This window comes from Lentzea sp. (assembly GCF_035525475.1).
Lineage (GTDB): Bacteria > Actinomycetota > Actinomycetes > Mycobacteriales > Pseudonocardiaceae > Lentzea.
The window spans coordinates 41,222-55,684 of the sequence record NZ_DATLEC010000194.1; the positions used below are offsets into that span (position 1 = coordinate 41,222).

General features: G+C 71.9%; 12 protein-coding genes. 5 read left to right on the top strand and 7 right to left on the bottom strand.

Annotated elements, in window-relative coordinates; translation table 11 throughout:
• Positions 1–29 precede the first annotated feature (29 nt).
• Positions 30–686 carry a hypothetical protein gene (locus VM306_RS30405; RefSeq protein WP_325521187.1) on the top strand — a complete coding sequence of 219 codons (657 nt, stop codon included), beginning with the start codon at positions 30–32 and terminating at the stop codon, positions 684–686.
• Here the strand turns inward: VM306_RS30405 and VM306_RS30410 are convergent.
• Positions 667–1,881, bottom strand: a complete 1,215-nt coding sequence (locus VM306_RS30410; RefSeq protein WP_325521188.1) for an MFS transporter — start codon at positions 1,879–1,881, stop codon at positions 667–669. The genes VM306_RS30405 and VM306_RS30410 overlap by 20 nt on opposite strands.
• Before the next feature lie 82 nt (positions 1,882–1,963).
• On the opposite strand from VM306_RS30410, the gene VM306_RS30415 reads away from it, so the two are divergent.
• A complete protein-coding gene (locus tag VM306_RS30415) occupies positions 1,964–2,854 on the top strand; it encodes a LysR family transcriptional regulator (RefSeq protein ID WP_325521189.1) in 891 nt (296 codons plus the stop codon).
• Positions 2,855–2,856: 2 nt separating this feature from the next.
• On the opposite strand, the gene VM306_RS30420 is transcribed toward VM306_RS30415, so the two are convergent.
• Together VM306_RS30420 and VM306_RS30425 are read right to left on the bottom strand one after the other, a co-directional pair.
• Positions 2,857–4,482: a tannase/feruloyl esterase family alpha/beta hydrolase gene (locus VM306_RS30420; protein WP_325521190.1), complete on the bottom strand. Its 1,626-nt coding sequence runs from the start codon at positions 4,480–4,482 to the stop codon at positions 2,857–2,859.
• Between the two features lie 12 nt (positions 4,483–4,494).
• On the bottom strand, positions 4,495–5,877 hold the full coding sequence (locus VM306_RS30425) for an MFS transporter (RefSeq protein ID WP_325521191.1): 1,383 nt from the start codon (positions 5,875–5,877) through the stop codon (positions 4,495–4,497).
• A 145-nt stretch (positions 5,878–6,022) separates the two neighbouring features.
• Between VM306_RS30425 and VM306_RS30430 the strand changes: the two genes are divergently transcribed.
• Entirely contained in the window at positions 6,023–7,699 is a 1,677-nt protein-coding gene (locus tag VM306_RS30430; RefSeq protein WP_325521192.1) for a helix-turn-helix domain-containing protein, read from the top strand.
• 61 nt (positions 7,700–7,760) lie between these two features.
• A complete protein-coding gene (locus VM306_RS30435; protein ID WP_325521193.1) occupies positions 7,761–8,435 on the top strand; it encodes a response regulator transcription factor in 675 nt (224 codons plus the stop codon).
• 7 nt (positions 8,436–8,442) lie between these two features.
• Here the strand turns inward: VM306_RS30435 and VM306_RS30440 are convergent, their stop codons facing one another.
• The 4 genes from VM306_RS30440 to VM306_RS30455 all read right to left on the bottom strand — a co-directional run bounded on the left by VM306_RS30440 (position 8,443) and on the right by VM306_RS30455 (position 13,510).
• Positions 8,443–9,366: a type II CAAX endopeptidase family protein gene (locus VM306_RS30440; RefSeq protein WP_325521194.1), complete on the bottom strand. Its 924-nt coding sequence runs from the start codon at positions 9,364–9,366 to the stop codon at positions 8,443–8,445.
• A 134-nt stretch (positions 9,367–9,500) separates the two neighbouring features.
• Positions 9,501–10,757: a sensor histidine kinase gene (locus tag VM306_RS30445; protein ID WP_325521195.1), complete on the bottom strand. Its 1,257-nt coding sequence runs from the start codon at positions 10,755–10,757 to the stop codon at positions 9,501–9,503.
• 201 nt (positions 10,758–10,958) lie between these two features.
• On the bottom strand, positions 10,959–12,572 hold the full coding sequence (locus tag VM306_RS30450; protein ID WP_325521196.1) for a long-chain fatty acid--CoA ligase: 1,614 nt from the start codon (positions 12,570–12,572) through the stop codon (positions 10,959–10,961).
• Between the two features lie 89 nt (positions 12,573–12,661).
• Positions 12,662–13,510, bottom strand: coding sequence for a LysR family transcriptional regulator (locus tag VM306_RS30455; RefSeq protein ID WP_325521197.1), 849 nt, complete (start codon positions 13,508–13,510; stop codon positions 12,662–12,664).
• Positions 13,511–13,579: 69 nt separating this feature from the next.
• On the opposite strand from VM306_RS30455, the gene VM306_RS30460 reads away from it, so the two are divergent.
• Positions 13,580–14,440, top strand: coding sequence for an EamA family transporter (locus tag VM306_RS30460; protein WP_325521198.1), 861 nt, complete (start codon positions 13,580–13,582; stop codon positions 14,438–14,440).
• Positions 14,441–14,463 lie beyond the last annotated feature (23 nt).

The following is a 14,463-nucleotide window of genomic DNA, read 5'->3' on the forward strand; positions in this document are numbered from 1 at the left end:
GGCCCAGGCCTGTCCTAAGCTTTCCGCTCGTGTCGATCGAGGACGAGCAGGCGCGGCCGGCGGTGCTGCTGAACCCGCTGGAAGGTGACCCGACGGACGCCGACAGCCACATCGGCGGCCCGATGTCGTGGCCGATCGACGAGCCGTGGCCCTGGTGCGACGGCGCGGCGCACGACCCGAAGAGCGGCGGCGAGCCGTTCGTCGGCGCCGTGCAGCTCTACCGGCGTGACTTCCCGGAGCTGCCGTTCCCCGACGGCACCGACCTGCTCCAGGTCTTCCTGTGCACGCTCCACCACGACCTCCCGCACGCCCACGGCCCGGACGTGCGGCTGGTGTGGCGCGACTCCACGACGGTGGTCGAGCTGATCGAGGAGGAACCCGAGCCGTCGGCCCAGGAGGAGCTCTACGTGCCCACGGTCAACGTGCTCGAACCGATCCGCTACACCGAGCGCGCGACGAAGGTCTCCGGTGGCACGAAGATCGGCGGCTTCACCGCGTGGTGGCAGTCGGACCCGGTCGAGTTCACGTGCCCCGAGTGCGGTGCGGCGCAACGCCAGACGTTGTCGCTCGCGACGCACGAGCCGTCCGGTGACGACGTCGAGTGGGAGTTCGGCGACGAGGGCAACCTGAACGTCCTCACGTGCGAGAGGGACGTCCGGCACCCGGTCACCGTGCACGTCGGCTGAGCGCGGCCACTCCCGCGAGCAGCACCAGCATGGCCCCGGCGAACCACGTCATCACCGTCGTCGGGGCGAGGTACCGGGTCGCCAGCCCGATCGCCAGCGACGGCACGCTCAACCCGGCGTACGCGACGAAGAACAGGCTCGCCAGCGCCTCCCCGCGCTTCTCGGGTGCCGCCATCGCCGCGACCGCGCCGATCGACGCCTTGAACTGCACGCCGGCGCCGACACCGGCGATCGCGCCGCCGACGAGGAACAGCGGGAAGCTCGTCGCGTCCATCCCGGCGACCACCAGCAGCACGCCGATCGCCTGTCCGCCGAGGCCCACCACGCGCCGGACGGGCAGCGGCAACGAGCCCGTCACGGTCTGGGCGAGCGCGGCGCCGCCGAACACGGTGAAGACCACGAGCCCGGCCAGCGTGCGCGACGGGTGGTGCAGCTCGCCCGCCACGAAGCCGGGGGAGACCGACGTGAACACGCCGAAGACCGCGAACGAGGAGACCGCGCCGGTCGCCGCGGCCAGGTAGCCCCGGCGGTCGCCGTGGTCCGCGCTGATCCTCTGCGGACGGTACGGGGCAGGCCGGCGGTCGACGGTCTCCGGTGTGAGCGCGACGGCGATGACGGCGACGACGAGCAGCACGGCCAGCACGGCGTACGGGGTGCTCAACGGCGCGGGGGCATACTGCGCGAGCACGCCGGCCACCAGGGCGCCGACGCCGAGGCCGCCGATGTTCGCGGCCGTCGAGACGATCTCGAACCGGCGCGGTGAGGCTCCCGGGCGGTGCTGCGCGTGCAGGTCGTGGAGGTAGGCGGTGGCGGTCGCGGCGATCATGCCGACGCCCAGGCCGTTGACCACGCGCGCCACGACCAGCACGGGCAGCGCGGTGCCGGTCAGGAACAGCAGGGCGGAGACGATCTCCAGGCCCAGCGCGGGGAGGAGGACGGTCTTGCGCCCCACCCGGTCGGAGAGGTGGCCCGCGAGGACGAGGCTGACCACGACGCCGATCGCGAACGCGGCGAAGACGACGGTGATGTCGAACGTGGAGAAGCCCTCGCGGGCGACGTAGAGCGGGAAGAGGGGAGCGGGGACGGTCGAGTAGGCCATCGCCAGCAGGAACGTGGCGGCCACGGTCCAGAAGCCCCGGCCGTGGCGCGTGCTGGAGGCGGGCTGGGTGACCGGTGAGTCGACGAGCACTGACATGCCACCACCCTGCGGTCCCGCAGCCATCACGTCCAACGAATGTGGAAGCTGACGATCATCACTTTCTGAGATACTCGCTGGTGTGGACCTGCGTCAGCTGGAGTACTTCGTCGCGATCGCGGAAGAGGGCAGCTTCACCCGCGCCGCCGCACGCGTGCACGTCGTCCAGTCCGCCGTCTCGGCAGCGATCAAGGCCCTGGAACGCGAGCTGGGCGCCACCCTGCTCGACCGCAACCCGAAGCGGGTCCTGCTGACCGACGCGGGCGAGGCGCTCCTGCCGAAGGCGAGGGCCGCCCTGGACGCGGTCGCGGAGGCGAGGGACGCCGTGGCCCAGGTCGAGGGCGGGCTCACCGGCACCGTCCGGCTGGGCACGCTGACCGCGATGACCCTGATCGACCTGCCCGCGCTCCTGGGCGAGTTCCACCGCCGCCACCCCGGCGTGCTGGTGCGCACGAGCGCGGCGACCGCGGGGTCGGTCGGGCTCGTCGAGCAGTTGCTGGACCGCAGGCTCGACCTGTCCTTCGTGTCGCTGCCGGGCGAGGTGCCGGACGGGGTCGTGGTCGACGAGCTGGCCCACTCGGTCATGGACCTCGTCGTGCCGGACGACCACCCGCTGGCCGACCGGCACGAGGTGGCCATCGGCGACCTCGCGGGGATGGACTTCATCGACTCACCGCTGGGCTACGGCAACCGGGCCGTGGCCGACCGGGCGTTCGCCGCGAACGCCGTGCCCCGCCGCGTGACGCTGGAGATGGCCGACATCGTCACCGGCGTCGACTTCGTGCGGCACGGCCTCGGCATCGCGTTGCTGCCCGGCTACATCCTCGGGGACGCGCGCGGCGTCACCACGGTGAAGGTGACCGGGGCGGACCTGTGCTGGCCGCTGGGACTCGCGCGCCCGGCCGGCCGCGGACCTTCCGCGGCGGCCAGGGCGTTGATCGCGGTGGTGCGCGAGTTCTCCTCGGCGACCTGAGGTCAGCGCGCGCAGACGAAGCTCGACGCGCTGTCCTGGTCGCCGCCGCGGTACCGGGGCCAGCCGGGGTACTCGCACAACGGGCGGGTGCGGTTGTCGTGGGTGATGTCGGTGACCACCGGGCGTTCCGGTGACCGTCCACTTTCGACCCAGCGTTCGAGCGCCGTCAGCGAGTCCCAGCCGGCGGCGAACGCAGGGGCGCCGAAGTTCGCATGGTTGGCCCCCTGCACGAGGTAGTACCGCAGGAACTGGTGGGTCGACGGACCGACCACGTCACGCACGCGCTCGTAGTAGTCGTTCGTCGAACGGTGCGAGACCAGCTCGTCCGCGGAACCGTGCAGCAGGAGCAGCTTGCCGCCGGAGCGCGCGAACGGGCGGAGGTCGGCGTTGTTGCGGTCCTGGATCGTCGAGAGGTGGCTGATCCGGTCGAGCCACTTCCCGGGACGCCGGGGATCGAGGTCGAGGGAGTTGAACGAGGGGTCGCGGGTCAGGAAGTACTTCACCCACTGGTCCCAGTACTGCATCCCGTAGCCGGCCGTGACGGGCATGGGGTTGGCCGGCGCGGTCGTGCCGAACCCGAGGAACGGCGTCCGCATGTCCGCCCCCGACAGGAACGGGAAGCCGGGGTACCCGGTCTCGCCGCTGGCGATCCGGTACGGCCACCGGAACGGCGTGGACATGGCCTTCACGGCCTCGATCTGCGTGTCCGACAGGCAACCGGGTCCGGTGTCGGCGCCGCCGGGGCAGCGCAGCACGCGCGGGTCGACGCTGCACCGGGGGTTCGAGACGACCTTGTCGGCGACCCCGTCCGCCCCGTCGCACGCGGTGATCACGCTGTCGTACAACAACGTCTGCTTCTCGGGGCCGGGGAAGGCGCCGGGGCGGGACAGGACCTGCGTCAGGTAGCCCAGGTCGAGGGCCTCGGCGAGGTTGTTCCAGGCGGGATAGCCCGAGATCACGCCGTCGAACGCCCGCGGCCACCGCTGGGCGACGATGAGCGCCTCGCGGCCGCCCGTCGAGCCTCCGGCGAAGTAGACCTCGGCGGGACTGCTCCCGTAGGCGCGACGGATCAGGAACAGGCTGGCGTCGTGCGTCTTCTTCAGCGCGTCACCGGCGGAGAAGTTCCGCACCGCCTCGTCGTTCACGCCGAACGACCCGTCCAGCGACGGGACGGCGCCCGGACCCTGCTGGTGGCCGGAGTCGCTGGCGAACGTCGCGTACCGGCGGGCCAGCGGAGCGAGAGCGTCCGCGGCGGCGAACGGCACGTTCCCGGTCAGGGCGGGGATGGTGCCGTTGTAGCCACCGCCTCCGAACATCATCCCCTTGTGGTTCCAGCCGTGCGGCAGGGCGAGGCGCATCCTGATCGCGGGCGCGGACGGGTCGACGGGGTGGATGTCGGCGTCGACCTGGCAGTACTCGACAGTCTGTCCACTCACGACACCGGACGTCACGGCCGCCGCCGTGACGCGGCCGCCGGTGGTGGGCAGGCTGATGACCGACGCCGGGATCTTCAGCTGGTTCAGCGCCGTGCACGACGGCACGGTTCTGGGCGAGGTCGAGGCGAGGGCGGGCTGGGCGCCGAGCAGCAGAACCGCGGCGGCCAGCACGGCGAGACGACGTGTGCTCACGGCAGGGGCCTTTCAGCGGTAGAGGTGCGTGCCGGGGATGGCCTGCGGGTCCTCGCGGACCTCGGCGGGGTTGGTCTCGGGCAGGAACCACGCGCTGACGAACGTGATCAGCCCCATGAGCGTGATGTAGGCGGCGACCGGCATGGTGCTGCCGGTCTCGGCGATGAGCGCGGTCATGAGGAACGGCGTGCCGCCGCTGATGATGATCGCGGAGAGCTGGTACGACAGCGACGCGCCGGAGTAGCGGACGTTGGGCGCGAACAGTTCGCCGAGGAAGCTCGCGATCGGCCCGTAGGTGAGGCTCTGGAAGATGAACCCGACCACCACGGCGACGAAGATCAGCGGCAGCGACGCCGTGTTGACGAGCCCGAAGTACGGGAAGCCCCACAGCGCGACGCCCAGTCCGCCGATGAGGATGAGCGGGCGGCGTCCGATCCGGTCGGAGATGTGCCCGGACCACGGCATGACCGCGAGCATCGCGATGGAGCTGAGCAGCACGACGGTGAGCAACCCGTTGCGGTCGAGCTTCAACGAGTTGGTGCCGTAGTTCAGCAGTCCGGCGATGCTGACGTAGAAGAGGCTGTTGGTGGCGGAGAGGATTCCGCAGCCGAGCAGGATCGTCGCCCACCTGGTGCGCAGGACCTGGGCGAGCGGCGCCCTGACCACGGCGCGCTCGGGCCGCGCGACCTCCTTCTGCAACTGGCGGAACTCCGGCGTGTCCTCCACTTTGGACTGGATGTAGAGGACGACGCCGAACATCACGATGCTCACCAGGAACGGGATCCGCCAGCCCCAGCTGAGGAACGCGTCGTTCGGCATGAACGTGCTGGCGGCCACGAAGATCAGGTTCGAGATGATCACGGCGACGGGAACGCTGGTCTGCCCGAACGTCCCGGCGAACCCGCGTTGCTTGGGACCGGCGGACTCGGTGAGCAGCAACATGATCCCGCCCCACTGCCCACCCGCCGCGAGGCCTTGGAGGAACCGCAGCGTCACCAGCAGGACCGGTGCCAGCGCGCCCACGGCCGACGCGGTCGGCAGGCAGCCGATCAGGAACGTCGCGCCACCCATGAGCGCGAGGCACGTGACCACGACCGGCTTGCGCCCGTACTTGTCACCGAAGTGCCCGGCGAGCACCCCGCCGACCGGGCGCGCCACGAAGCCCGCCCAGAACGTGCTGAACGCGAGCAGCGTCCCGGTCAGCGCCGAGGACTGCGGGAAGAACACCTTGGGGAACACCAGCGCGGCCGCGGTGCCGTAGAGGAAGAAGTCGTACCACTCGATCGAGCTCCCGATCAGTCCCACGGTCAGGAGCTTGCGGAAGCCGCGGCGCCGGGTGGGGGACGAGGCGGCGTGCGCGGACTGCTCGTCGGGCTGGGCCAGGGGGGTTGCCATACATGCCGCCTTCGTCGATGAACCGGCAGGTGATGACGGCCAATGCTAGGGCGGAGCCCTGCAGTGGTTGAGGTCTGGATCACACACGCCTGGCCCTGGTTCGGTGGGGCTTTCCTCCACCGGCCGCTGAGGAAGAATGACGCGGGTGACCACCGATCCGAGCGACGCGCTCGTGCGCCGGCAGCGCGAGCTGGCGTCGTTGTACGCGACGGCCAAATCGCTCACCGCGCTCGGCGAGCTCGACGACGTGCTGCAGTCGATCGTCCGGCACGCCCACGACCTGATGGGCACGGACTTCACCTACCTGTCGCTGGTCGCGGACGGCAGGCTGTCGGCCAGGGCGGCGGAGGGCACGATCTCGGCGGCGTTCCTCAGCGCGACCATCCCGGCGGGCGTCGGGCTCGGCGGCAAGGTGCTGGCCACCCGCCGCCCGCAGTGGGTGCGCAACTACGCCGCCTCGACCCTCATCGACCACGACCCGAACTTCGACCGCCTGGTCGTCACCGAGGACCTCGTCGCGCTCCTCGGTGTGCCGCTGGTGATCCGGGACGAGGTGGTGGGCGCGCTGTTCGCCGCGGACCGGTCGGAGCGGTCGTTCCACCCCGGCGAGATCGCGTTGCTCAGCGCGTTCGCCGACCACGCCGCGGTGGCGCTCGACAACGCCCGTCTCTACGAGGAGAGCCGGACCGCGTTGCAGGAGCTGCAGGTCGCGTACCGCAAGATCGAGGAGCACGTCGCCGTCGTCGAACGGGCGCAGGCGATCCACGAGGCGCTGACCGGTGTGGTGCTGGAGGGCGGGACCCCGGACGACGTCGCCCAGTTGCTCGCCGACCAGCTGGGCGGGACCGTCACCGTGCTCGACAGGGCCGACGCCGCCGGCCGCGTCACCACGTCGGTCGACGGCGGCATCGCCCGCAGCGTCGCCCCGATCCAGGCGGGCGACAGCCACCTCGGCGCGCTCGCGTGGAGCCGGGAAGCGGTGGGGGAGCACGGTGTCTCGGACGACATGGATCTGCGCACCCTCGAACGGGCCACGCACATCCTGGGGTTGCTGATCCTCAAGGAACGGGCCGTGGCCGAGGCCAGCGAGCGGCTGAGCGGCGAGCTGCTGACCGAGCTCATGGTCGGCGGTCCCGGGATCAGCCAGGCGCAGCGCGCCCGCACCCGTGCCCGCAACATCGACCCGGACAGGCTGGACCTGGTCCTCGTCGCGGACTCACCCGCGTCGTCCTCGACCGAGCTCGTGCGCCACCTGCACGACATCGCCAGGGACTGCGCCGGACTGGCCGGTGAGCACCTGGGCCGCGCCACGATGATCGTGCCCAGCGATGACGACGACCGGACCGTCGTGGACGTCCACCGTCGCCTGCGCCGCGCGCTCGGTGGTCCCGTCGCCGTCGTGGGGGAGCGGGCGGTCGGCCACGACTGGTCCCGCGCGTTCTCGCTGGCAGGCCGCTGCGGCGCGGTCATGAAGGCGTTGGGGCACACCGACCTCGGCGCCACGACGGGCCGGTACGCCCTGTACGCGATGATCTTCGACGCCGACCGGGTCCGCGAGCTCGACCGCTTCCTCGCCGCCTCCGTGGGCCCGCTCGTCGACTACGACGAACGACGCGGCACCGACCTCGTCGGGACGCTCAGCGCCTACTACGGCCACCGCGCCAACGTCGCCGCGACCGCCAGGGCGTTGCACGTGCACGTCAACACGCTGCTCAAGCGGCTGGACCGGGTGAGCGAGGTCCTCGGTGTCGACTGGCGCACCGAGAACGACCTGGAGCTGCAGCTGGGACTGCAGCTCTACCGGCTGAGGTCGGCGGTCTGACCGCACCCGGTGGGGTGATCAGTAGGGTGGGCGCCCCCGTGCGACTCCCGGAGGAGATCACATGATCCGCGTGCTCATCGCCGACGACCAGCCGCTGGTGCGGGCCGGTCTGGCGGCGCTGCTCGCCGCCGAGCCCGGCATCGAGGTGGCCGGTGTGGCCGCGGACGGCGCCGAGGCGCTCGCGATGGCGCTCGACCTCGTGCCGGACGTGGCCTGCCTCGACATCCGGATGCCCGGCCGCAGCGGCATCGAGGTCGCGCGGGAGCTGTGCGCACCGGACGCCGACCCGCGGGTACCGGTGCTCGTGCTCACGACCTTCGACCTCGACGACTACGTGTTCGGGGCGCTGGAGGCGGGCGTGTCGGGGTTCCTGCTCAAGGACTCCGAACCGGACGACATCGTCCACGCGGTGCGGCAGGTGGCCGCCGGTCTGGGCACGATCGACCAGACGCTGACCCGCCGCATCCTGCGCGAGTTCGTGCACCGCCGCCGGCTGCAGCCGGTGACGGGCCGGCGGGCCGAGGACCTGCTCACGCCCCGCGAGCACGAGATCCTGCTGCTGCTCGCCCAGGGCATGTCCAACGACGACATCGCCCGCAGCCTGGTCGTGGAGGTGTCGACGGTGAAGTCGCACCTGGCCAGGATCCTGCCCAAGCTGGGCGTGACCTCCCGGCTGCAGGCCGTCGTCTGGGCCTATCAGAACCACGTGGTCGCCGTCCCCGGTCCGAGCTCCTGACCGGCGTTCAGCCGGCCGGTGGGCGGTAGCCGAGCCGTCCGCGGGTGCCGAGCAGGACCAGGACCGCGACGACGACGGAGCCGGCCGCCATGGCCTGCATCGCCCGGTCGCCGTCGATCGCCGGGAACATCTCCAACCACATGATCGAGGCGAAGTTGTTCACGCTGACGTGCAGCAGCATCGCCAGCGGGAGGCTCTCCCCGGTGCTGTTGAACATCCACGTCATGACCACGTTGAACGCGAGGCAGAACACCACGAACGCGGCCAGGCGGGTCCAGTCCGCGTCCGGCCAGCCGCCCCACTCGGTCAGGAACAGCGGCAGGTGCCACGAGGCCCAGATCGGACCGAGGATCATCGTTCCGGTCAGCGGCCCGAACCGGCGCTGCATCCGGGGCAGCGCGAAGTCCCGCCAGCCCGGTTCCTCCGCGAGTCCCGTGGTGACCATCTGGAGCAGGAGGGCCGGGACGTAGGCGGCCACCGCCATCATCGAGGGCGCCGCGATCCGCCCGCCCGAGATCACCAGCCCCGTGATCAGCATCGCGACCGGCACCCCCAGCAGCGCGACCGCGTACCAGTGCCACCGGACCCGCCAGCGCCACATCCGGCCCGCCCAGCGCCGCAGCCCGGCCCGCCCGTCCGCGATCGCGGTGACCACGAGGGCCGAGACGATCGGGCCGAGGTAGGCGCCGGGCAGCACCCCGGTGAACTGACTGGTGCCCAGCACCTCCGGGAACCGGTAATCCCACCAGCCGAGTCCGTTGCCGGACACGATGTAGGGAGTCCAGGCCAGCCAGCTCAACAGGTTGGCGAGCACGAAGAAGCTCAGCAGGGGATGCCGTCGCACCGGTCCGAGCAGTCCACCGGAACCGCGCGGGTCCGCTGTGCGGGTGCCGGGTTCGGCCGGCGACGGGGTGTGGTCCGAGATCGTCATGCCGCAATCCTTCTGGCGTGGCGGGCCGGTGCCGAGATGCGAAGGATCGAAGCCGTGCGATGCCATCGAAAGGTGCAACGAGCCCGCTCGCGCGGGTCGGTTCAGGTGCAACGAGCTCGCTTGCGCGGGTCGGTTCAGCGGCGGAGGGCACGGGCGTCGTGGGGCGTTGCACCGACCGTCTCTCCGAGCGGCAACCTCAGCCGCACCTCCCACCCGCCTTCCGGGGTGGGGCCGTAGTCCAGCTCGGCCCCGACCAGCTGGGCCCGTTCGGCCATGCCGACCAGGCCGAAACCGCTGCCGGGACCGGGATCCGGGCCGCGCGGCACGCCGTTGCGCACGCTGATCGCGAGCCATCCCCCGCCGGGCTCGCCGACCTCGACGGCGCAGGGCGCACCCGGTGCGTGCACCGCCGCGTTCGCCAGCGACTCCTGCACCATCCGGTAGGCGACGAGCTGGCCCAGCGGGCCGGCCTCGACCTGCTGTGCGGGCAGCACGAGGCTGATCTCGGCGCCCGCCGCGCGGCGTGCCTGCACGAGTGCGGACACCGCGTCGAGGGTCTCCACCGGGCGGTCCGCGTCGGCGTCCTCGCGCAGCAGTCCGACGAGCCGTCGCAGGTCGGTGAGCACGGCACGGCTCTGCTGGCGTATCTGACCCACGGAGTGCTTGGCCGTGGCGGGGTCGGTGTCGATCTGCCGGGCGACCGCCGCGGCCATCATCGCGATACCGGACAGGTGGTGGGCGGCGATGTCGTGCAGCTCCCGTGACATCGCCGTGCGCTGCCGCGAGATCGCCGCCTGCAGCAGCGCTTCCTGTTCCCGGCGCAGGGCTTCCAGCTCCAGCCGTCGTGCCTCGTGCGCGTCCCGCCGTGCCGCGACCACCGAGCCGGCCAGCAGCGGCAGCCCGATCACCAGCAGCGCCTGCGGCACAGCGCCGATGAGGGCCGCGCCCGTGCCGGTGGCGCCGCGGGTGCCCGCGGTGACGAACTGTCCCGTGGCCAACAGCACTCCTGCTGCGAGCAGCGGTCCCCGCAACGGTCTTACGGCGCGGGCGGCGACAGCGAGGAACACCGCGACCATGACGGCGACGGCGGTGAGCGTGAACGCGGGCCCCGGTGACATCGGGACCAGCACCAGCGCCATCCCCGCCACCCCCGGCACCACCACCTCCGGCGCACGACCGGTCCACGTGACCGCGGCGGCCTGCGCCAGCAGGACCACCGCGACCGTCCACCACGCGGCGTCCCCGAGGGCGGGCACCGGGCCCAGGCCGGAGCCGGGTCCGGCCGCGGCCGGGACCACCAGCAGCATGCAGATCGCCACCGCACCGCTGCCGAGCGCGGCCCACGGGTGGAGCGGCCGGGACCGGCCCGGTGACTGCGAGAGAGGGGACATGGCGGCCTCCGCGGATCCGACCGGCACGATCCGCGCTCCCAGGTCCGTGCTGAGGAGCCGTCGTCGGTGCCCGGTGCCCGGCTCATCATCGGCCACGGCGAGGCGCGGCCCGCGGCCGGCGGCCCGGTTTGCGTCGAAAGCACGAGCCGGCCGGTTCCCGTCTTTTCGCCGATGTGCCGGCGTCCGGGGGACGCGCACCCGCTAGGCGATGCGCAACGACTCCCGCAGGGCGCTCTTCGACAGCTTGCCGGTGCCCGTCTTGGGCAGCGCCGCCACGAAGACGACCTCGTCGGGCAGCCACCACTGGGCGACCAGCGGTGTGATGTGCCGCAGCAGCTCCTCACCCGTGGCGGTACCGCCGTCGCGCAGCACGACGTAGGCGACGGGGCGTTCGACCCACCGCGGGTCCGGGCGGGCGATCACGGCGACCTCGACGACGTCGGGGTGCGAGACGATCGCGGCCTCCAGCTCGACCGAGGAGATCCACTCGCCGCCCGACTTGATCAGGTCCTTCATCCTGTCGACGAGCCGCAGGTAGCCGTCGCCGTCGATCGTGGCGAGGTCGCCGGTGCGCAGCCAGCCGTCGTCGCTGAAGCTGTCAGGAGAGTCCACGAGGAAGTACCCGCCCGCCACCCAGGGGCCCGCGACCTGGAGCTCACCGACGGACCGGCCGTCGCGCGGCAGCTCGAGGCCCGTCTCGACGTCGACGACCCGCAGGTTCACCAGCGGCAGCGGCTGGCCCTGCGACGCCCGCACCGCCACCTGTTCCTCGTCGGTCGCGTCCTGGTGCCGGGAGCGGGTGCCGCCGATCGTCCCGACCGGGCTGATCTCCGTCATCCCCCAGGAGTGCGTGATGGGGACGCCGATCGCGGCGCGGTAGGTCTCGGACAGCGCCGGGGCGATCGCCGAGCCGCCGCCGAGCAGGAACCGGGTGGCGCTCAGGTCGTGGGACCGCAGGCCGGGCACCAGGCTCGTCCACACCGTCGGCACGGCGCCGGCGACGGTCACGCGTTCGGACTCCATCAGCTCCAGCAGGTGCTCCGGCTCCGAGGACGGGCCGGGCAGCACCAGCGACGCGCCCGTCATCATCGCGCCGTAGGGCAGGCCCCAGGCGTTGGCGTGGAACATGGGCACGATCGGCATCACGACGTCGCTCTCGCACAGGCCGATGAACCCGGCCGCGAGCGTGCCCAGGCAGTGCAGGATCGTCGACCGGTGGCTGTAGAGCACGCCCTTGGGCGGCCCGGTCGTGCCGGAGGTGTAGCAGAGCCCGGCGGCCAGGTTCTCGTCCGCGAGCGTGAAGGTGTCCTCGAACGAGCCGGTGACCGGGTCGGCGGCCGCGACCAGCTCGTCGTAGTCCAGGACGCGGGGGTCGGCCGGGATCTCCTCGCCGCTGTCGTCGGGCAGCACGACCCAGTGCCGCACCTTCGGCATCCGATCGGCGCTCGGCCAGATCCGGGGGAGCAGGGCGCGGTCGACGAACACCACGTCGTCCTCGGCGTGGTTGACGATGTACTCGAGGTGCTCCGCCGACAGCCGGATGTTGATCGAGTGCAGCACCCGCTGGGAGACCGGCACCGCGAGGTACAGCTCCAGGTGCCGGCGTGTGTTGCTCGCGAACGTGGCGACGCGCGCACCGGCCGGGACGCCGAGCGAGTCGAGCGCGCCGGCGAGGCGCCGCGTCTGCACGGCGACGTCGGCGTACGTGACCCGCTCGACGCCGGCCGTCACGACCTGCTTGTGCGCGTGGAGTCGCTCGGCCCGCTCCAGGATGTGCGCGATGGTGAGCGGCCGAGGTTGCATCAGCCCGTCCATGGGAAGTCACCCTAAGTGAGCTGCCGGCCGGGCGAGAGGGAAGAAACTTCCACTCATCCTCGTGCTGTGGCAGCGATTTCCCACACGGCTCACGGCCGGTAGGCGTCGCACGCCAGCGTGATCAGATCGGTGAGGTGCCGCGGTGGCTGGTCCTTCCACCACGCCAGCCAGACCGCGATCGGCGGCGCGTCCGCCACGGCCCGGTAGGCGACGCCGGGGCGCGGGTTGAGGTTCGCGGTGGCCTCCGACGTCATGCCGACGGCCTGCCCGGCCGCGATCAGGGTCAGCCACTCGTCGACGCTGTGGGTGTTGCGCACGACGGCGGGCGCCTTGCCCGGCTGCCACAGGTCCACCGTGGTCGTCCCGGTCCTGTCGTCCACCGCCAGCGAGTACCGGGCGAGGTCGGCGAGCTTGAGCGAACGCTTGCGCGCCAACGGGTTGTCCGTCGCGACCACGCCGTACCGCCGCTCGGTGCCGAGCAGCGCGGTCTCGAACCGCGGGTCGTCGAGCGCCCGCCTCACCACGGCGACGTCGGCGGTGCCCTCGGCGAGGCCCGCGGTCAGCGAGTTCGACTGCACGAACACCAGCGGCAGCCCGGGGTGCTCGGAGGCCCAGGCCTTCTGCACGCCGCGGGTGTGCCTGCCCAGCGCGGCCCACGCGTAGCCGATCCTCAGCTCCGTCAACGACCGCGCGGCGATCCGGTGCAGGTGCGCGACCTCGTCCAGCACGCGTCGCGCGCCTTCGAGGACGTTCGTGCCGACGGCGGTGAGCGTGACGTGCCGCGTCGACCGTTGCAGCAGGCGTACTCCCAGCGTCGCCTCCAGCGCGGCGACCGACCGGGACACCGACGCCTGGGTGAGGCCGAGTTCCCTTGCCGCGTCGGTGAACGTGCCCGCGTCCACCACGGCCACGAACGCCCGCACGTGCCGCAGATCCATGCGTCCAGCGTATAGGTCAGGCGGCTCGCGCATTTCCCGTGACGACGGCGGAACCGCAGGCTGAGCGGCATGAAGAGCATCAGCGGGTTCGCGACGATGACCGCGAGCGCGGCCAGCAACCAGCTCGGCGCCGCCGTGGGCGCCCACGCGTTCGCCTCCATCGGCCCGGCCGGTGTCGTGGCGGTGCGCCAGTTCGTGGCCGCCGCGGTGCTGCTCCCGATGGCGCGGCCGAACCTGCGGAGGTTCACCCGTGCGCAGTGGTGGCCGACGATCGCGCTCGGCCTGGTGTTCGCCACGATGAACCTCAGCCTGTACATGGCGATCGACCGCATCGGCCTCGGTCTCGCCGTCACGCTGGAGGTGCTCGGACCGCTCGGTGTCGCGCTGGCCGGGTCGCGCACGCGGCAGGACTTCCTGTTCGTGCTGGTCGCGGCCGTCGGCGTGTACGTGCTGGTGCTGCCGGGCCCGAGCAGCGACTACCTCGGCGTCGGGCTCGGCCTGCTCGCGGCGGGCTGCTGGGCCGCGTACATCCTGCTCAACCGCCTCGTCGGCGCGCGGTTGCCCGGCCTGCAGGCGCCCGCCGTCGCCACCGCGATGTCGGCGACGCTCTACGTCCCGGTCGCGGTGCTGCTGGTCCTGAACGGGAAGCTGACCGGGATGGCGGTCCTGTACGCGGTCGGCGCCGGTGTGTTCTGCAGCGTCGTGCCCTACGCCGTCGACGTGATCGCGTTGCGGAAGGTGCCCGCGCGGCTGTTCGGGCTGGCGATGAGCGTGCACCCGGTGCTGGCGGCGCTGGCAGGGCTCGTGGTGCTGGGGGAGTCGCTCGCGCTCCACCACTGGGCTGGAATCCTGCTCGTGGTCACCGCCAACGCACTGGCCGTCGCTTGCTCGAAGTGGTCTGGATCACCTACCGTGCTGACAGAAACGTGAATCCAATTCACTTAGCGGGGTGG

Coding starts and splice junctions, on each gene's coding strand:
- VM306_RS30410 (WP_325521188.1), bottom strand. CDS start 1,881: ATGTCAGTGCTCGTCGACTCACCGGTCACCCAGCCCGCCTCCAGCACG.
- VM306_RS30425 (WP_325521191.1), bottom strand. CDS start 5,877: ATGGCAACCCCCCTGGCCCAGCCCGACGAGCAGTCCGCGCACGCCGCC.
- VM306_RS30435 (WP_325521193.1), top strand. CDS start 7,761: ATGATCCGCGTGCTCATCGCCGACGACCAGCCGCTGGTGCGGGCCGGT.
- VM306_RS30440 (WP_325521194.1), bottom strand. CDS start 9,366: ATGACGATCTCGGACCACACCCCGTCGCCGGCCGAACCCGGCACCCGC.
- VM306_RS30445 (WP_325521195.1), bottom strand. CDS start 10,757: ATGTCCCCTCTCTCGCAGTCACCGGGCCGGTCCCGGCCGCTCCACCCG.
- VM306_RS30450 (WP_325521196.1), bottom strand. CDS start 12,572: ATGGACGGGCTGATGCAACCTCGGCCGCTCACCATCGCGCACATCCTG.
- VM306_RS30455 (WP_325521197.1), bottom strand. CDS start 13,510: ATGGATCTGCGGCACGTGCGGGCGTTCGTGGCCGTGGTGGACGCGGGC.
- VM306_RS30460 (WP_325521198.1), top strand. CDS start 13,580: ATGAAGAGCATCAGCGGGTTCGCGACGATGACCGCGAGCGCGGCCAGC.